Source organism: Vibrio sp. RC586, assembly GCF_000176715.1.
GTDB lineage: Bacteria > Pseudomonadota > Gammaproteobacteria > Enterobacterales > Vibrionaceae > Vibrio.
This window is the reverse complement of sequence record NZ_ADBD01000013.1, coordinates 171,871-190,861: the sequence shown is the minus strand read 5'-3', so window position 1 is coordinate 190,861 and position 18,991 is coordinate 171,871. Positions and strand designations below refer to the sequence as shown.

The window sequence follows — 18,991 nt, the reverse complement described above, 5'->3', positions numbered from 1 at the left end:
GTGTCAAAATGTAACAGCTCATGGATCATAACCAATTCGATTCTCTTCTCCCTCCACAAATGGCAGAACGTGCTGCGATTACGGGTGAGGGTAAAGCCAAAAAAGCCGCGTACAAATCTTTCTTGCTTGCGATTTCAGCAGGCATTCAAATTGGTATTGCGTTTGTTTTCTACACCGTAGTGACGACCGGTGGGCATGATATGCCTTATGGGGTGACTAAGCTGCTTGGAGGTTTGGCCTTTAGTTTAGGGCTCATACTTGTCGTCATTACCGGCGGGGAGTTATTCACCAGTTCGGTGTTGATTTTGGTGGCGAAAGCGAGTGGAAAAATCTCGTGGAAAGAGCTTGTGCGGAATTGGACTGTCGTTTACTTCGGTAATCTATGTGGTTCGATCATCCTAGTGTTTATTATGCTTGCTACTCGCCAGTTTATGGAAGATGGTGGTCAGCTTGGTTTAAATGCGATGGCGATTTCCCAGCACAAATTGCACCACACTTTCTTGCAAGCTTTCGCGCTTGGGTTGATGTGTAACATCCTAGTTTGTTTAGCGGTTTGGATGACCTTTAGTGCCCGATCATTAACCGATAAAGTGATGGTGTTGATCCTGCCCGTTGCTATGTTTGTCTCTTCTGGCTTTGAGCACTGCATTGCTAACATGTTCCAAGTGCCGATGGCGATTGGGATTAAGTATTTTGCTCCAGAGAGTTTCTGGGCGATGACTGGTGCGAATATCGCGAACTATGCGGACCTCAACTTCGTCAATTTCATCGTCAATAACCTCATCCCAGTGACGCTTGGTAATATTGTGGGTGGTGGGGTATTTGTTGGGATGTGGTACTGGCTTATCTACCTCAAAGATTAATGCCAAGCATCGCTCTCTGAGCAATCTAAAAATTCTTTTCATCCCTGAGCTTGCTCGGGGATTTTTTTCTCCTCTTTTTCCTTTCAAAATCACAAGGTCGGCACGTTTGTACTCAGAGTGCAGTGGCTTTTGGATCGCTATAGCCTTATCCACATTTTCTGTGGATAACTTGGAGTAAACACCGTGTGTAACCTTTATTTGCTTGGACTAGCACAGTTGGAACGCACAGTTCTTGTGCAGATTTCCGGTTTGTAGATCGCCCCATTAATGCAAGTGTAAGTGCTTAGGATTTGTTTCACAGTTAAGAAATCACTCATAAATACGGCGATTTAAGGCGGTGTGAAACTTGAAAGAGAAAAGACGATGAATATCAATGCATTCACAATCTTTAAACAAATCTGAGTCATTAATTTTTACATTTCACGCGTATTTTTGCGTTAGAGCAGACATGAGTTCTACTTGCTAAACACTTTTTTGTTTCGGTTTTGTTTTAATTTAACACCTTAAAAACAATATTAATTTGTCATAATTGTTCATATTTTTTCATCAGATTTTTTAATCAAACACAACTCCGTTCTAACTCAAAAAAGTGTTGGATAACAAGGGTTGTAATGCGTATTTCGATTGAACCCTATTAATTGTATGGTCTAACATTTGACGTAATTAAACTTGATTTGTGGGGACTCTGGGGAACAGGGTTCACGAAAAATCCAGCAAATAGAGTAGGCAAATGTATGAGTGATGTTAATAAAGTTGAAGGCGTTGAAAAACGCTCTCTGGAGTGGAAGTCATTCCTCTTCATCACTGTGGTTCTTTTTCCCATCTTAAGCGTGGCTTTCGTTGGTGGATATGGATTCATTGTGTGGATGCTGCAAATGTTCGTGTTTGGTCCTCCGGGCGTACATGGCGGTTTTTAACCACCTCCATTTCTACTGTTGAATGACTAGTTAAGAGAAGAAAGTATGAAATCTTTAATTCTGAAAATGTGGTGCACTATGACGCGTCCGGCGGTGCACATCAGCTTGGGTGTACTGACTCTCGGTGGCTTTATTGCTGGCGTGATTTTCTGGGGTGGTTTTAATACGGCTTTAGAAGCCACCAATACCGAAGAGTTCTGTATACGTTGTCACACCATGCGTGACAACGTATACCAAGAGCTGCAAACCACAGTGCACTGGAAAAACCACTCAGGCGTACGTGCGACTTGTCCTGATTGCCACGTTCCTCATGAGTGGACGGCGAAAATCGCGCGTAAGATGCAAGCTTCGAAAGAAGTGTTCGCGCAGATTTTTGGTGACTTAGGTACACCTGAGAAGTTTGAAGAGCGTCGTATCGAACTGGCTAAACATGAATGGGATCGCTTTGCGGCAAACAAATCTCTGGAATGTAAAAACTGCCACAACTACGACTCAATGGATTTTGAGCAAATGTCTCCAACTGCCCGCATCCAAATGAAGCAAGCGGCAGAGCGTGATCAGGGCTGTATCGATTGCCATAAAGGCATCGCACATCGCCTGCCTAAAAATATGGATAGCTCAAGCGGTCTGATTGGCGAGCTAGAAGGTATGGCATCCAACACCAAATATGCTGATGGTGAAACCCTAGTCAGCGTACGCTTCCTACCTATCTATGAAGATGAGCAAGGTAAAGTGGAAGCCGGTCTACTTAACCCAGCTTCTGAAGTGAAAGTGTTAGCCGAAAAAGGCGACATGATGCAAGTTGAAATCGATGGCTGGCGTAAATCGAAAGGCTTTGGTCGTGTGATCCAAGAAGACTTCGGTATGAACATCGCTGTAGCGTCGCTACTGAAAGATGCCGCCATGTCGGATGCGATTGTGACCACGGGTGAGCAGAAAGTGGACGAGTTGACAGGTCTGCCTTGGGAACAAGTGAGCGCGAAAGTATGGATGAAAAAAGAAGCCATGCTGAACAGCATTAACCCAATTTGGGAAAAAGCACGCGAAGCATACAAAACCAACTGTTCTGTATGTCACACACAGCCTGCTGAAGCGCACTTTGATGCCAACACTTGGCCTGGCATGTTCGACGGTATGTTGGCATTCGTCAACTTCGATACCGACAGTGAAGCGCTGGTACTGAAGTACCTGCAAAAACACTCTTCAGATTTCGCTGAAGGCCATCACTAAGCAACGTCATACGGAGTCATAACATGGCGATTACACGAAGAAGTTTTCTGAAAGGTGTCGCAACCACCAGTGCGGCGTCGATCATTGGCCCAAGCCTACTGACCTCAGTTTCTGCCCAAGCGGCAGAAACCACGGGAACTTGGAAAGTCTCCGGTTCTCACTGGGGCGCATTCCGCGCCCATATCTACGGCGGTAAGGTTCAAGAACTGAAAGCGTTGGAATTGGATACCCATCCAACAGAAATGTTGAACGGTATTCAAGGTATTCTGTATAGCCCATCTCGTGTGCGCTACCCAATGGTACGCCTCGACTGGCTGAAAAAGCACAAATACAGTGCAGAAACGCGCGGTAACAACCGTTTTATCCGTGTGACTTGGGATGAAGCGATTGATCTGTTCTACCGCGAATTAGAGCGTGTTCAGAAGCAATACGGCCCTTGGGCGCTGCATGCAGGCCAAACCGGTTGGAACCAAACCGGTGCTTTCCACAACTGTACCGCGATGATGCAACGCGCTGTGGGTATGCATGGTAACTACATTACCAAAGTAGGGGATTACTCTACCGGTGCTGGCCAAACCATCATGCCTTATGTACTGGGTTCAACCGAAGTTTACGCGCAAGGTACCTCTTGGAGCGAGATTTTAGACAACTCTGACAACATCATTCTGTGGGCAAACGATCCAGTGAAAAACCTACAAGTAGGTTGGAACTGTGAGACACACCAGTCTTTCGGCTATCTCGATCAATTAAAAGAGAAAGTCGCGAAAGGCGAGATCAACGTGGTTTCTGTTGACCCAGTGAAGAACAAGACGCAGCGCTTTTTGCAAAACCCTCACCTATACATCAACCCACAAACTGACGTGGCGTTCATGTTGGCGGTTGCGCATGTGCTGTATACCGAAAACTTGTACGACAAGAAGTTCATTGAAACTTACTGCTTGGGCTTTGAAGAGTTCATTCCTTACGTGCTGGGTAAGAGCAAAGATAAAGTTGAGAAAACGCCAGAGTGGGCGGCGAAAATCTGTGGCGTGAAACCCGATGCGATCCGCGATTTCGCCCGTATGTTGGTAAATGGCCGTACTCAGCTACTGTTCGGTTGGTGTATCCAACGTCAAGAGCACGGTGAGCAGCCGTACTGGATGGGCGCGGTACTGGCGGCCATGATCGGTCAAATCGGTTTGCCGGGCGGTGGCATCTCTTACGGTCACCACTATTCAGGTATTGGCGTGCCTTCAACCGGTTTTGCTGGCCCTGGTGGTTTCCCGCGTAACCTAGACCAAGGTGCGAAGCCAAAGTGGGATAACAATGACTTCAACGGTTACAGCCGTACAATTCCAGTTGCACGTTGGATTGATGCCATCATGGAACCGGGTAAGAAGATCAACCACAATGGTAACTCAGTGACGCTGCCGGGCTTCAAGATGATGGTGATTTCGGGTTGTAACCCTTGGCACCACCATCAAGATCGCAACAAGATGAAGCACGCGTTCCAGAAATTGGAAACGGTCGTGACCATTGATTTCAGCTGGACGGCAACCTGCCGCTTCTCTGACATCGTACTGCCTGCTTGTACTCAGTGGGAACGTAATGATATTGACTCATACGGTTCATATTCAGGCAAAGGCTTGATTGCGATGCATCGTTTGGTTGATCCACTGTTCCAGTCACGTACTGACTTTGAAATCATGACTGAGCTGACTCGTCGCTTCGGCCGTGAAAAAGAGTACACCCGTGATATGGATGAGATGATGTGGGTTCGTTCACTGTATGACGAATGTAAGAAAGCCAACGAAGGTAAGTTTGCCATGCCAGAATTCGAAGAGTTCTGGGAAAAAGGCTTCCTTGATTTCGGTACTGGCACGCCTTGGGTTCGCCACGCAGACTTCCGTAAAGATCCGGAAATCAACCCACTGGGTACTCCTTCAGGCTTTATTGAAATTACCTCGCGTAAGATCGGTCGCTACGGCTATGAACACTGCCAAGAGTTCCCGATGTGGTTCGAGAAAACGGAACGTTCACACGGTGGTCCTGGCTCTGAGAAATACCCGTTCTGGTTGCAATCGTGCCACCCAGACAAGCGTCTGCACTCACAAATGTGTGAGGCGGAAGCGTTCCGTGCCACTTACGCGGTGCAAGGTCGTGAGCCCGTTTACATCAACCCTGCGGATGCGAAAGCCAAAGGTATCAAAGATGGTGACTTGGTGCGCGTCTACAACGATCGTGGTCAACTGTTAGCAGGTGCGGTACTGAGTGAAAGCTACCCACGCGGCGTGATCCGTATCGAAGAGGGAGCTTGGTATGGTCCGCTGACTGAGAAAGTGGGCGCGATCTGTACTTACGGCGATCCAAACACGCTAACGCTAGATTTGGGTACGTCAGAGTTGGCGCAAGCGACATCTGCCAATACCTGTATCGTGGAGTTCGAGAAGTTCCGTGGCGAAGTTCCACCGGTGACTTCATTCGGCGGCCCAATCGAAGTGATCTAATCACAAGAGATATACCGTAATACAATTTGTGTATTTACCCTCAAGCCAGCGCTCATCGCTGGCTTTTTTCTTATCTTTTCCTGTAAATCCGATTAATCTGTCGCCAATCGAACTGCAAGCACCCCATGGATTGCGCAAAACGTGAACCGATTAACGTAATGCGTAAGTCATTGGTCAGACACTCAGGGTAAAGAGGAGAGAGTCAATGAGTAGCCTAAGATTAGCCAATGGACGAGAGATCCTAGTACAGCAAGCGGATATTGAGCTGGAAATCGCAGGCAATGAGCTTTCTGCACAGTATATTGGGTTGCACAATCGCCCTTTTGAGCGTCGTTATCCACTATTTAGCACTTTGTTGAATGTGGAGTCAGATGCACGTTTGGTCGGCGATGGATTTCAGATGTTGTCACAAGCTTCAGGGACGTTAAACCAAGTCCAAGAAGTCGGTCGGTGTCCGGATAATAATCTCAGTTACCGTATCTACCCGCATGATGCGCCTAAACGTTTTTACAACACTTTGATGATTGAGGCGGCAGGCCGTTACCTACTGTTTGGATTTACTACCTGCCAGCGATTTGCAGGATTTTTTGAAGTGCATCGTCATCCACAACATTGGGTACTGAGCGCCTTTATTGATGGAGAAGAGACGCGCCCGCAAGATTGGGTCACCAATCAGTTAGAGTCGGTGATTTGCTTAGAAGGCGAATCCATGTCGGAGCTTTATCAAGCCTACGCTCAGGCAATTACGCGCCACCATCCGCCAAGAGCGCATCTGAAGGACCCTGCGCCGATGGGCTGGTGTTCATGGTATGCCTACTATGCTGAAGTTACTGAGCAGGACGTCAAAGAGAACGTGGCAGTCTTGGCAGAACGTCATCCTGAATTGGAATGGGTGCTGCTGGATGACGGTTACCAAGCGTTTATGGGTGATTGGCTCACGCCATCCCAAAAATTCCCTAGTGGCATTCAGCAAGTGATTGCCGATATTCGTGCGCAAGGTAAAAAACCAGCCATCTGGCTTGCGCCTTTTATCGCGGAAGCGGATTCAGCGGTTTTTCGCCAACATCCTGACTGGTTTGTGAAAAATGCCGCAGGTCAGCCACTCAAAGCCGAAGAGATCACTTATGGCGGTTGGCGTTGCACGCCTTGGTATGTGCTGGATGGTTCGCACCCCGATGTGCAAGAGCATTTGACCCAAGTGGCGCAAAACCTTGCGTGAAGAGTGGGGCGTTGAGCTGTTTAAGCTGGATGCCAACTATTGGGGAACGCTACAAGGTCAGCGTTTTCAATCGGGTGTTACGGGTGTAGAAGCGTATCGAATGGGCATGCAAGCCATCGCCGAAGGGGCTGGAGATGCTTGGCTACTGGGCTGTAATGCGCCGATGTGGCCTTCATTGGGCTTGGTGGATGCGATGCGAGTGTCGGACGATGTAGAGCGCAATGCTGATCGCTTTTGCCAAATTGCCCGTGAAACTTTAATGCGCAGTTGGCAGCACAGACAACTGTGGCAAATCGATCCTGATTGCTTAACGCTCACTCCGTTACCCAACCAAAGTGCCGATCGCGCCAGTTATGAGTTTCACCGTAATGTACTGCTTGCTAGTGGCGGCTTATTACTGTCGGGTGATCCACTGCCGAAGCTAACCCCATTTGCAAAGCAGAGCCTTAAACGGTTGCTCAAGCGTTTCCAATACAGCCAGAAAGCCGCCAAAATCACTTCACTGAGCATGCGCCATGCTTTCCTAGCGCTGACCGATAAAAATGATCTGCACTGCTTATTTAACTTTAACGGTAAAGCACAGGAGTTTACCTTGGTCGCTAATCACCCAGTGCTCTGGTATGACTATTGGAGTGGTGAACAGCTCAGCACAGAGCCGACTAAATGGCTGATGGTTAATTTGGAGAAAGGCATACAAAGCCGCGCGATCTTCACGGTGGGTTAGTGAGTATGAAGGCCAACTAAAGATGGGCGAAAGCCACAATCTTGCATACCCGAAGGGAGTGAATATCCGTTTGGGTATGCAAAGGTTGCTTTTATTTCTTTCCTACTTGAAGCTGCAACACCAAGTTGTTTGGGTAATTCTTGAGGTTAATAGCGAGTTTTGAGTTTTTGCTTATCACTGCTCACATTACGGCACATCTTCCCAAATTGCTTCATTCTACTTCGTTGCTCCGCCAGTGTGGCGGAGTTATAAGCCTGCTCTTGCAGTAACTTGAAATAGTTTTGTAAGCGCCTTGCTTCCAAGGTGCCATTGTCGATCGCGTTCACTGCCTCTACCAATAACGTTGCACTGAGTTGTTGAACTTGCGCGATGTTTTGGTCAGCTTGTTCAGATAAATCAGTTTTGGTCAGTACCACCACAGGTTCGATTTGCGCTTCTTTGGCGATGCTAAGATAGCGTTCAATACGGCTGAGGTTAAAGTCATCATTGAGCGAGCAGACGATAAATAAAGTATCCACATTGGTTGCGATCAACTGCTCTGCCACTTTACTCCCCGCCGCTTTTCGGCTCAGTTCACTTTGGCGTTCAAGCAGACGCTTAAACCGTTGTTGTTCATCCAACAAAACCCAATCGCCCACCGTCATTTTCGGTTGAGCATGATGAATAGCGAGATGAAAATGCCCTTGCTTACTGCAAAGCTGATAACCGCTGCGATGATGAGCAACGATGCGGCAGATTTGTGTATTCTCGTAATCTTCGAGTGTCAGTTGTTGTTGAAAAAAAGGTTTCCAGCCAAGTTGAGTCAATGTGTAAGGCTGAGAAGATGTCATTTTGTTGTTCATTGCGAATTTTCCCGGTGCGCGAAAGCACCCACTAAATCATAGCTTCAGGGTTTAATTCGTTGATTAAATAGAATTACCCCAGTTTGACTGGGCAAATTGAGAAGGGAAGGGAGAAGTCGCGTAGTGCGAAAATAAAATTGTAAACGGACTTTCCGTTAACCCAACCATGCCCTTTGAATTTGGTTAGTTACAATCATCAGAATTCCTCCAGTTAATGATAAAAACAGCGTGAGTATACGTTGTATGCCCAAAAGAGCAAACATTGAGGCGACTTTCAATAGCAAAAGCACATGAAATTTGGGGCTTAGATTGGAAGAAAAAGGTTTTTTTGATTTAGCGCCATGAAGAAACTATCAAATTGAGTAGAGTGCACCCTTTGTTTACACCTTAGAAACCCAACTGCATGCAATGACCGCGCAACTGTGTTAGTTTCGCGCGGCCAAGGTATAAATAGCCAAGAGAAAAATAGGTAATAGAATGATTTTAGTTGTTGGTCATAAAAACCCAGACAGTGACAGTATTTGTAGTGCATTAGTGGCGGCTGAGCTTTTAAAAGCGCGTGGTTTAGAAGCGAAGGCGGTACGCCAAGGTGAGATCAACCGTGAAACGCAACATATTCTGAATGTGGCAGGCGTTGAGCAACCAGAATTACGTACCAGTGTGGCGGGCGAACAAGTGTGGTTGGTGGATTACACCGATTTAGCGCAAGCACCGGATGATCTCAGTCAAGCCGAAATTCTTGGGATTGTCGATCACCATCGTCTTGGTGATGTGATGACAGTGAATCCACTGGAAGCGTGGATTTGGCCTGTCGGTTGTACCAGCACTATTTTGTTCAATCTGTTCAAAATGGAAAATGCAGAAATAACACGCCCACTCGCGTTACTGATGATCTCTGCTATTTTGTCTGACACCGTGGGCTTTGCCTCACCAACCTGCACGCAAAAAGATCGTGATGCGGTGGCTGAGTTAGCGGTATTAGCGGGCATTACCGATCTGGAAGGCTTTATCAAAGCGCTACTGATTGCGAAAACTGACATTGAAGGTTTAAGTGCGGCGCAGCTGGTCGAAAAAGATCTTAAAGCTTACCCATTCAATGGCCGTGAGTTGGTGGTAGGTCAGGTTGAACTGGCTACGCTAGAGCAAGTCGCGGATATGATTGATGCCTTGGAGGTAGATCTGCAACGTCGTTGTGATGAGGAATCATTGGCGCTTGCAGCACTGATGCTGACCGACATCACCACCGCGCAAACTCGTCTGCTGTTTAAAGGAGAATGGTCAGAAAAACTGGCTAAACATGCAAAAGACGGCGTACTGATGATGGAAAATACCCTAAGTCGTAAGAAGCAAGGTTGGCCTTGGCTACAAACGGAACTGGCTTGATTGCCACTTCGCGGTTAACATTCTCCTTAAGCAACGCTCACGCCAGTATGCCGTGGGCTTTTTTTATCTCTGGTTGTAGGCATTATCCTGCAATCTTTCGCTCGGAAAGAGCCATGAATTCCAATGGGGAAAGAATATGTCTAATCCATTAACCGCAGAGCAAATGGCGCTCATCAATCAATATGACCAAGAGCAACGATTCAACTACTGTCTGAAAGAGATTGTGGCTAACCAGCAAGTGTGGATTTTAAAAGATGAGCACGGCTGCGTAATGCTTAATACGGAAGAGGAAGAGTGTGTTCCGGTATGGCCGCATCGTGAATTTGCGCAAGCGTGGGCAACTGGCGAATGGGCAGAGTGTGAGCCAGAATCGATTGGCTTGAACAAATGGTTTAGTCGCTGGACACAAGGTTTAGAGCAAGACGATTTATCCGTAGTGGTTTTTCCTAACGACAATGAAGAAGGGGTGATTCTGTTCCCAGATGAGTTTGATTTTGAACTGAAAAAACTCACTAACCGCCGCTAGTTTCTTCCTTATATGATCGCTGCACCGCTTGTCTGAGAGGGTATAGATTAACGATACCACTCAGTGAGCGGTGAAGAGCGCGCCTCTTTTAACGCATTTTCTAGAACTCCTTGTCGCTGATAATCTTTGAGTTTAGCGTGGATCACCTGTTGCACCTGAATTCTGTTCATTCCATTGGTTAGTTCTGGCTCATAAAGCAGGCGTAGCATTATCACGTCGAGAGGCGAGAGAAGATTCTCAGGGGTTTTGTCATTAAATATTGAGGGGTAAGCGAGCTCAGAATCGTTAGGGAGTCCCATGACTTGGGTGATTTCTTCAACGATACAGGCCAATAGTTTGCCGTGGCCGCGCGCTTGGTCAACAGGGATCACTATTGAAGCAAAGCGAATTTCTGATGTTTCGCTGTCAGTGGTGTAATTCGCCTGACAGATTGCCCCATGCATGTGCTTTGTGGCGGATTTCCCTGCGAGTTCTTCTAGGGCTTGTGCCCATTTTGATTGCTGAGTAAAAACCCATATCACGTTTGCCTGCATCCGGTTAGTCACCACTTGGATTGGATGACCAGTGACTTGGCTGAGATGTTGCAAATGGTCGCGCGCCAGTTGTTCATGCAATGCCTGATCAGGAACTTGGTGCTCAAAATAGATCCGCAAAGGCTCTCGCCATCGACTGAGTGGCTTTTCTCCCACAGAATATTCATTTTGTAGTGCTATGGCGAGAAAAGCGCGTTCGATAAAAGCAGGATCGCGCCAGTTTTCTTGCCCGAAAGCGCACTGGCTGAGTAGGGTAAGAATTCCAAGCTCAATCCATTTTTTCATGGCGTAACTACTTAAAGGTCGGAGCCTTAGTGAAATGGCTTTCAATCATACGCTGAGTGATAGGGTGCTGTGGGTCGGCCAATACTTTATGTGTATCACCGGCTTCCACCACACTGCCTTCATGCATAACGACAATCTTATCGGTGATGTGTTTGATCACTCCGATATGCTGTGACACATAAACAAAAGAGACGCCCATCTCTTCTTGTAACTCCAAAAAGAGATTGAGGATTTGTGAACGCATTGCCATATCCAAACCATTCAACGCCTCATCAGCAATGATGATCGACGGTTGCAGAATTAACGCTCGGGCAAGGCAGATACGCTGTTTTTGCCCAGTCGCCAACATCTGAGGGTAGAAATAGGCATGTTCAGGCAGTAAACCCACACGTTGCAAGGTATCTTTCACACGGCGCATACGGGCTTCTGGGGTCATGCTGGTATTTCGTTTCAGAGGCCCTTCTAAGATCGTACCAATTTGCAGACGTGGATTGAGCGAGGTATTAGGGTCTTGAAATATCATCCGGATCAGCTTACAGCGTGTCGCATAATCTTTATGTTCTAAAAGCTCGCCATTCACGCGAATTTCTCCGCCTGTAGGGGCAATCATGCCCGCTAACATTCGAGCTAGGGTCGATTTTCCGGAACCATTTTGTCCTATAAAACCAATGGTTTGTCCCGCCTCAAGTGTGAAACTGACTGGTTTTACCGCATGTTGGATCTGTTTACGCAAAAAGCCAGAGCGAGTGACAAAGTCTTTATGCAGATCGGTGACTTCTAACAGCGCACTCATGGTTGCGACTCCATATTCAAAGGGAAGTGGCAGGAAAACTTATGGTTTTTAACCCAACGAGAGTGAGGCATTTCTACACATTGACGTTGTGCATAAGGGCAACGTGGCCCCAAACGACACCCAATTGGCAAGTGTTGCAATGGCGGAATCGAACCGGGGAGTGATTGCAGTTTCTGTTTATGTGGGATCCAGTCACTGAAATCTGGCATCGCTTTCAAAAGCGCTGCCGTATACGGGTGCTTAGGTTCGGTAACAATTTTTGCGGTATCAGCCGATTCAACGGATTGGCCACAATACATCACCGTTATCCGATCCGCCCACTGAGTAATGGTGGTTAAGTCATGTCCAATAAGCAAGATTGATGTATTGTTAACCTGATTCATTCGGCTAAGGAGACGTAAAATCTGCGATTGCGTGATTGGGTCAACATCGTTGGTCGGCTCATCGGCAATCAACAGTTTTGGTTTGGCAGCAATTGCCATAGCAATCATCACTTTCTGGCACTCACCATCGGTGAGTTCATAAGGATAACTGGACATGATGTCCTTGTGATCTTTGATACCGACTTTGTGCAGCAGAGCGATCGCCTGTTTTTTGCGCCAAGTAAAACGCTCCCACCAACGGCCTTCAAAAGTCCTAAATGGGATCGACTCAATCAGTTGTCGTCCAACTTCCTCAGAGGGATCAAGACAAGTTGAAGGCTCTTGGAAAATCATGGCGATATCGCGTGCAATGACCCGTCTACGCTCCCGCGGGGTAAGCTGAAGCAAATCAATATTACCAAGGCGCATGCGATCTGCACTGACTCGCCAGTTTTCCTTACAAATACCGACAATGGCCTTGGCCACTAAGCTCTTACCTGAGCCTGATTCTCCCACAAGACCACGAATTTCACCTTCGTTCATGGTGAGGCTCATACGATCCACGGCCTTAACTAAGCCTTGCGGTGTTTCAATTTCAATCGTTAGGTGACGAATATCAAGTAGCGGCATTATTCGACTCCTGCATTAAGTGCTTGGCGAGCCCCATCGCCAACCAAGTTAATCACCACCACGGTAAACATAATGGCTAAGCCGGGCAGTGTTACCGTCCAAGGTGCAATGTAAATCAACTCAACAGAGTCACCGAGCATGGCTCCCCATTCGGTACTGGGCGATTGAGCGCCAAGCCCTAAGAAACCTAATGCGGTAATATCCAGTATAGCGATTGAGAGTGCCATGGTGATTTCGGCCACGATCACGGGCAGTACATTTGGGAAAATCGAGTGCCAGAGCAAGTAGAATTCATTTGCGCCATCCAAACGCGCTGCCATCACATAATCTTTTTCCACTTCATTATGTACCGCGACATACACAGAGCGAATGAAGCGAGGGATCAGTGCCAGACCTATCGCAAGCAGCACGTTGAATTCACCAGCACCTAAGAAGGCTACAAAAATAATCGCCAGTAGCAGGGAAGGGATAGACATGACTGTATCAAGTAAATGATTGAGGGTACTGGAGATTAAACCTCTGGTCATTCCTGCCAACGCACCAATAGTACCGCCGACCATCGTAGCGATGAATGTAATAAGTATCGCAGCACCAATACTGAGCATAGAACCATCAATCAGGCGAGATAAAATGTCGCGTCCTAGGTCGTCAGTGCCGAGGAAATAATCAACAGTACCTTGCGGATCCCAAGAGGGTGGAAGCAGTAACACGCTTGAATGCATCTGCGGATCATAAGGCGCGATCCAAGGTGAAAGCATGGTGATCACAGCAATCAATAATAAGCACCATAAGCCAAACATGGCGAGATTATTGGCACGAAAACTGCGCCAGAAACGCTCAAACTGGGTAGGAATGTGCTCTTCTTGATAAATACTATCGCTTAACATACCACTCTTTCCTTACCAAGGGGTTTGCCACGGCACCAATTAAATCAGAGAGAATATTAGCGGTTAAAACTAAGATCCCGACGACAATAACACCGGCTTGAATTGACATGAAATCACGGTTTGCCAACGCATCAAGCAGCCAGCGACCAATGCCGGGCCAGTTGAAAATGGATTCGGTAATGATGGCCAAAGTGATCATACTGGAAAGCTGTACACCAAATTTAGGAATCATTGGCGGAATCGCATTACGCAGCACATGCTGTGTGATGATTTCGTAATTGGTTAAACCTTTAATTTTAGCGGCGCGGATATAGTTTTGATTCATTACATCTGCGACCGAAGCACGCATTTGACCAATCACTTGAGTGGTTGGGGCCAAGGCGAGAACGAGGCAGGGAAGCGTCAAATGCTCAATCACACTTTGTAGCGCCTGACTACGGTATTGGGATTGTGACAAAAACGCATCAATCAAGGCGAAACCGGTCACATGTTCGATCTGGTAAAGCAAGTCGTAGCGCCCAGCAACGGGAAATACAGGGAAGTGCAATGAAAATACCATGATCATCATCAGCGCTAACCAGAAAATTGGTGCTGAGTAACCTGACATAGAAATGAAAGAGATGATGGTATCTAGCCATTTACCTTGGCGCATGCCCGCGATGGTTCCAATAGGAATGCCGATGAGCAGTGACATCAAAAAGGCGATAGCACAGAGTTCGATTGTGGCTGGGAAAACAACAGCGAGTTCATTAATGATCGGAACCCCATTTTTATTGAGGCCGAAGTTGAGCTCCATCAATTGAACCAAATAGGTTGACCAACCTTGCCAGAAACTGAGTAAGCTCCAAGGCGAATGAGGGTCAAATCTGGCTAAGCTGTAGCCTACCAAGGTCAAAATCAACAACGTTATGATAAATAAGTTAAATTTACGTACCGTATAAACAAACATTACTCGGCCACCCTCTCAACGGTATTAAATGGCTGAACATTAAAAGGACTCAAACGAAAGCCGGTAAGCGACTTATTGTACGCCGTGAACTGTATACCATGCGCCAACGGAATAACGGGAAACTCTTGATTAAGAATGTTCTGTGCTTGGCGGTATAGGTTTAAGCGATAACGCGGTTTATTCACTTCTAAGGCTAAATCGAGTAGGAAATCAAAGTCGCTGTCGCACCACATAGAGACGTTGAGCCCTGCGCGATTGGAGTCACAAGACAGTAGCGGTCTTAAAAAGTTATCGGGATCACCGGTATCACCTGTCCAACCACTTAAGAACAGATCAATATTGTTGCGCTCAGTCAATTCTTGGCGCGTGGTTCTATCCTCACTGATCAAGCGAACGATGACGCCAATATCCGCTAAGTTAGCTTGGATCAACTCTGCTGTTTTACGTGGGCTTGGGTTGTAGGCTTTAGGATCGACAGGGACTGACATCGTCAGTTGTAGCCCATGCTCATAACCTGCTTCACGCAGCAGAGCTTGCGCATAGTTGCGATCATAGCGAATCTGTACGGTATCTTGCTGGTAGGCCCAAGACATGGGCGGCAAAATCGTAAAAGCAATATTTCCGGTACCGTAATACACAGAATCTAAAATATTCTGTCGGTTAATCGCAAAATTGAGTGCCTTACGCACGCGAGTATCATTAAGTGCGGGATGCTGAGTATTGACCGCAATAAATGCCACATTCATCGCAGGAGTTGTCGTTAGCACAATCTCTTGGTTTTTTTCAATCGCAGGAAGCTGGCTTGATATCGGAGAATTGAGCACGTCACACTCATTACGAAGCAGCTTGGCAAGCATGCCCGTGCCACGTTGTGAAATATCAAACACCACCTGTTCAACTTTGGCGACACCATTCCAATAGAGGGGATGACGTTTTAAGCGAATCAAATCGCGCGGGTGGTATTCGGCAAGATAAAAAGGGCCACTCCCCACAGGTAAGCTGTCCAACTTTTCCTTTTCGTCATCAATCATCAATTGATAAGCGTACTCTTGTGAAAGAATCACTGCATGAGTGGTGGCAATATTGGACAAGAAGCTGTTATCGGGGCGGCTTAGGGTGAATTTAACCGTCAAATCGTCAACAGCAATGACATCGACCAATAGATTTTGGAAATCGATACCTTTGAACCAAGGATATTGGGCTTGCCCAATTTTATGGTACGGATGAGTAGGGTCAATGATCCGGCGAAAGCTGAACACCACATCATCGGCATTCAGTGAACGAGTTGGGCTAAACCAAGCCGTGGTCTGAAACGCGACATTTGGGCGTAAGCTAAACACGTACTCGGTACCTGCGTCATTCACTTTCCAATCGCTAGCCAAACTGGCAATAGGTAGATGTGTTTCTGGGTCAATCGTGAGTAGGGTGTCATAAAGCTGAGGGCCGAGTGCACCTGAAGTAATATCGTTATCCACCAGCTGGGGATTAAAGGTAGTCGGCGCGCTTTCACCACAATAGACAAAACCGCTACTGCGAATCTTGCTGTGGTCGATGTTTTCTCCACAGCCTGCCAGCAAACCCATGCTGCACAGCCCTAGCGTAAATCGTATCAATGCTTTCATAGTGATCTGAGTCAGTCACGAGGCGCAGTCAGCGGTGCTGCCAAGCCTCAAAATCCCGCTAATTTACCATTGTTTTCTCAACGAAACCAAGTGAAAAGCCGCATTTGCAGCAGATCACTCTTCGGAGTGTGAAGCGTTGTCATTATTCATTTGAGGGTATTTTCTCATCATCCCCCGAAATTGATGATAGCTCAGTCCTAATAGCTGTGCGGCTTGCTTTTGGTTAAATTTGGCTTGGCTTAGCGCCGCTCGAAGGAGTTCGATATCGAGTTGCTGCTGCCAAATCTTATAATCGAGAGGTAAGTGAAAGCGGGGTTCAACGGTATGGTTGGCTTCTATTTCGGATATTTCAGTGACAACGTCACCATGGTTGGATGGGTTGGATGGGTTGGATGGGTTGGATGGGTTGGATGGGTTGGATGGGTTGGATGGGTTGGATGGGTTGGATGGGTTGGATGGGTTGAATGGATTGAAAACCAGTTGTTCAATCGGTTGGTTATCCAAACCCTGCTGATAAACGGCACGTTCCACCACATTTTTTAATTCACGTACATTGCCAGGCCAAGGGTATTCTTCAAGCTGGCTTAACGCTTTGCGGCTAAAACCGACAAACAGAGGTAGTTGTAACTCTCGGCACATGCGAATTGCAAAATGTTCGGCGAGCAGCACTATATCTTCAGGACGTTTACGCAAAGGTGGCAAGTGAATCACATCAAAGGCCAATCGATCCAGTAAATCAGCCCGAAATTGTCCTTGCTTAGCCATTTGTGGTAAATCGGCGTTGGTGGCACACACTAACCGCACATTGGCAGTCAGCACTTGGCTACCGCCCACACGCTCGTACTGCCCGTATTCAATCACTCGCAACAATTTTTCCTGCACCGAAAGCGGCGCCGTGGCTAATTCATCCAAAAAGAGCGTGCCCCCTTCGGCACGTTCGAATCGGCCTTGGTGGCGACCTTTGGCACCGGTAAACGAGCCGGATTCATGGCCAAACAGCTCTGAATCGATCAAACCTTCGCTGAGCGTGGAGCAGTTGAGTGAAACCAGTGGTTGTTCCCAGCGCTTTGATAAGTAATGCAGGCGTTGCGCGATCAGCTCTTTCCCCGTTCCTCGCTCACCAATCACTAAGACGGGGCGATCGATAGGGGCTAAACGCGAGACTTTATCTAAGACAGCTAAAAACGCAGGCGATTCGCCAAGTAAACTCTGTTGCATCCTCTGCTCCTTGAAGTGGTGAATTTGACCAATAGTTAGTGAAATCCATCATAGCACGCAGAGGTGAAAAATTAGTATTTTTGTAATGTATTGAAAGTTAAGTGTTTTAAAGTTGGCATGCTATTTGGATTTATCTTTGCATCAAACGCACAGCATGGGGCTGCAGCGGTAATCTCAGTGCTTGGCACTGACGGACAGGAGAAACGTCATGGGTATTTTTTCTCGTTTTGCAGACATCGTAAATTCAAATATCAGCGCTCTACTGGATAAAGCGGAAGATCCAGAGAAAATGATCCGCCTCATTATCCAAGAGATGGAAGACACCTTAGTTGAAGTGCGTACCAATTCTGCGAAAGCGATGGCAGATAAAAAAGAGCTAGCTCGTAAAGTGGAGTCAATTGAAGATCAGTTAGAAGATTGGCAAAACAAAGCCACTTTAGCACTGACTAAACAGCGTGAAGATTTGGCTCGTGCGGCACTGATAGAAAAACAGAAATTGCAACATGTGCTGAAAGGCTTACACACAGAGCAAACTCTGGTGGAAGAAACCATCGAAAAACTGACCGGTGAGATCAGCAAGCTGGAAACCAAAATCACCGAAACGCGTGCTAAGCAGCAGGCGTTAGCGATTCGTAGCCAAACTGCGAGCCATCGCCGTGATGTACAGCGCCATTTGCATGCTGGCCGCACCGAAGAAGCAATGGCCAAGTTTGAGCAGTTTTCCCGTAAAGTGGATGAGTTGGAAGCGGAAGCTGATCTGTATGAACAATCAGGTAATGCGCGTTCTTTAGAGCAAGAGTTCGCTGAGCTGCAAGCACAAGATGAGATCGAAAAAGAGCTCAACAAGCTAAAAGCTCAGATGAAATCAGACCAATAATTGGGAGTAGACTATGTCCTCATTTTTTATCGCAGTGCCACTGATCGTCTTTTGCATCTTTGTTGCACCGCTGTGGTTGATCCTCCACTACCGGAGTAAACGCCGAACCGGGGATGGTCTCTCTGATGAGGAGTTGAATTTGCTTCGAACTCTTTCAGAAAAGGCGAATCGCTTACAAGATCGCGTTGAAACCTTGGAGCGAATTCTTGACGATGAAACCCCTAATTGGAGAAACCGTGTATGAGTAAACGCGAGCTGTATCGTGATCCCTACAACGGTAAGTTGGCTGGGGTCTGTGCTGGGTTAGCGAATTACTTTGGTTTAGAAGTGTGGCTAGTGCGTATCTTAGTGGTCACTGCTGGCTTGCTGAGTGGTACGTTTTTTGTGGTCGTGGCCTATGTGGCGATGGCATTTATGCTTGAGAAACAACCAAAGCAATACAGTGAAAACATTCGCAGCCAGCAAGAACATACGCTTAAAAGTAAACCTTGGGAGCAAGGGCAACCCCCAAAAGGGCTATTGCAGACCCTAGATCGCGATCTCAATCAGGTTGAAAGCCGTATTCGTGCTGTTGAAGCTTATGTCACTTCGGAAGCGTTCAAAGTGAATCGCGAGTTTCGAAAATTGTGATCAATAAATGATCAT

17 protein-coding genes and 1 pseudogene are annotated in these 18,991 nt (G+C 47.0%); 10 read left to right on the top strand and 8 right to left on the bottom strand.

What is annotated here, in order from left to right; genetic code table 11:
• Positions 1–20 precede the first annotated feature (20 nt).
• The 5 genes and pseudogenes from focA (at position 21) to VOA_RS19660 (ending at position 7,439) form a co-directional block, all read left to right on the top strand.
• Complete coding sequence (gene focA / locus VOA_RS04635) at positions 21–863, top strand: formate transporter FocA (RefSeq protein WP_000349975.1); 843 nt, start codon at positions 21–23, stop codon at positions 861–863.
• Positions 864–1,597: 734 nt separating this feature from the next.
• Positions 1,598–1,780 carry a trimethylamine N-oxide reductase system protein TorE gene (gene torE / locus VOA_RS04640; RefSeq protein WP_001286266.1) on the top strand — a complete coding sequence of 61 codons (183 nt, stop codon included), beginning with the start codon at positions 1,598–1,600 and terminating at the stop codon, positions 1,778–1,780.
• A 45-nt stretch (positions 1,781–1,825) separates the two neighbouring features.
• Positions 1,826–3,010, top strand: a complete 1,185-nt coding sequence (gene torC / locus VOA_RS04645; protein WP_000838510.1) for a pentaheme c-type cytochrome TorC — start codon at positions 1,826–1,828, stop codon at positions 3,008–3,010.
• A 23-nt stretch (positions 3,011–3,033) separates the two neighbouring features.
• Positions 3,034–5,496 carry a trimethylamine-N-oxide reductase TorA gene (torA, locus tag VOA_RS04650; protein WP_001018817.1) on the top strand — a complete coding sequence of 821 codons (2,463 nt, stop codon included), beginning with the start codon at positions 3,034–3,036 and terminating at the stop codon, positions 5,494–5,496.
• Positions 5,497–5,701: 205 nt separating this feature from the next.
• A pseudogene (locus VOA_RS19660) lies at positions 5,702–7,439 on the top strand (glycoside hydrolase family 36 protein).
• Positions 7,440–7,585: 146 nt separating this feature from the next.
• Here the strand turns inward: VOA_RS19660 and rsgA are convergent.
• Positions 7,586–8,281 carry a GTPase RsgA gene (gene rsgA / locus VOA_RS04655; RefSeq protein WP_009356097.1) on the bottom strand — a complete coding sequence of 232 codons (696 nt, stop codon included), beginning with the start codon at positions 8,279–8,281 and terminating at the stop codon, positions 7,586–7,588.
• A 477-nt stretch (positions 8,282–8,758) separates the two neighbouring features.
• On the opposite strand from rsgA, the gene VOA_RS04660 reads away from it, so the two are divergent.
• Both VOA_RS04660 and VOA_RS04665 read left to right on the top strand, forming a co-directional pair.
• Positions 8,759–9,664 (top strand): manganese-dependent inorganic pyrophosphatase, encoded by a 906-nt coding sequence (locus VOA_RS04660; protein ID WP_000604842.1) that lies wholly within the window; start codon positions 8,759–8,761, stop codon positions 9,662–9,664.
• Between the two features lie 136 nt (positions 9,665–9,800).
• Positions 9,801–10,190, top strand: coding sequence for a DUF2750 domain-containing protein (locus tag VOA_RS04665; RefSeq protein WP_000070235.1), 390 nt, complete (start codon positions 9,801–9,803; stop codon positions 10,188–10,190).
• A gap of 47 nt (positions 10,191–10,237) precedes the next feature.
• Here the strand turns inward: VOA_RS04665 and VOA_RS04670 are convergent, their stop codons facing one another.
• The 7 genes from VOA_RS04670 to pspF all read right to left on the bottom strand — a co-directional run bounded on the left by VOA_RS04670 (position 10,238) and on the right by pspF (position 17,469).
• Positions 10,238–11,008 carry a DUF2927 domain-containing protein gene (locus tag VOA_RS04670; protein ID WP_000758733.1) on the bottom strand — a complete coding sequence of 257 codons (771 nt, stop codon included), beginning with the start codon at positions 11,006–11,008 and terminating at the stop codon, positions 10,238–10,240.
• 7 nt (positions 11,009–11,015) lie between these two features.
• The gene (locus tag VOA_RS04675) at positions 11,016–11,801 is read right to left on the bottom strand and encodes a peptide ABC transporter ATP-binding protein (RefSeq protein ID WP_001275025.1); all 786 of its coding nucleotides are present in this window, start codon (positions 11,799–11,801) and stop codon (positions 11,016–11,018) included.
• Positions 11,798–12,793: a peptide ABC transporter ATP-binding protein gene (locus tag VOA_RS04680; RefSeq protein WP_001128847.1), complete on the bottom strand. Its 996-nt coding sequence runs from the start codon at positions 12,791–12,793 to the stop codon at positions 11,798–11,800. Before VOA_RS04680 ends, VOA_RS04675 begins: the two co-directional genes overlap by 4 nt.
• A complete protein-coding gene (gene sapC, locus VOA_RS04685) occupies positions 12,793–13,680 on the bottom strand; it encodes a putrescine export ABC transporter permease SapC (protein ID WP_000947596.1) in 888 nt (295 codons plus the stop codon). The genes VOA_RS04680 and sapC overlap by 1 nt, the downstream gene beginning before the upstream one ends.
• A complete protein-coding gene (locus VOA_RS04690; protein ID WP_000498487.1) occupies positions 13,667–14,629 on the bottom strand; it encodes an ABC transporter permease in 963 nt (320 codons plus the stop codon). Before VOA_RS04690 ends, sapC begins: the two co-directional genes overlap by 14 nt.
• Complete coding sequence (locus tag VOA_RS04695) at positions 14,629–16,212, bottom strand: ABC transporter substrate-binding protein (protein WP_000523633.1); 1,584 nt, start codon at positions 16,210–16,212, stop codon at positions 14,629–14,631. The genes VOA_RS04690 and VOA_RS04695 overlap by 1 nt, the downstream gene beginning before the upstream one ends.
• 153 nt (positions 16,213–16,365) lie before the next feature.
• Complete coding sequence (gene pspF / locus VOA_RS04700) at positions 16,366–17,469, bottom strand: phage shock protein operon transcriptional activator (RefSeq protein WP_001187709.1); 1,104 nt, start codon at positions 17,467–17,469, stop codon at positions 16,366–16,368.
• A gap of 208 nt (positions 17,470–17,677) precedes the next feature.
• Between pspF and pspA the strand changes: the two genes are divergently transcribed.
• From pspA to pspC, 3 genes are read left to right on the top strand one after another with little or no spacing between them, the layout of a single operon-like run.
• Complete coding sequence (gene pspA / locus VOA_RS04705) at positions 17,678–18,346, top strand: phage shock protein PspA (RefSeq protein ID WP_000511044.1); 669 nt, start codon at positions 17,678–17,680, stop codon at positions 18,344–18,346.
• Positions 18,347–18,359: 13 nt separating this feature from the next.
• Positions 18,360–18,590: an envelope stress response membrane protein PspB gene (gene pspB, locus VOA_RS04710; protein ID WP_000093879.1), complete on the top strand. Its 231-nt coding sequence runs from the start codon at positions 18,360–18,362 to the stop codon at positions 18,588–18,590.
• Positions 18,587–18,976 (top strand): envelope stress response membrane protein PspC, encoded by a 390-nt coding sequence (gene pspC / locus VOA_RS04715; RefSeq protein ID WP_000043979.1) that lies wholly within the window; start codon positions 18,587–18,589, stop codon positions 18,974–18,976. The genes pspB and pspC overlap by 4 nt, the downstream gene beginning before the upstream one ends.
• Positions 18,977–18,991 lie beyond the last annotated feature (15 nt).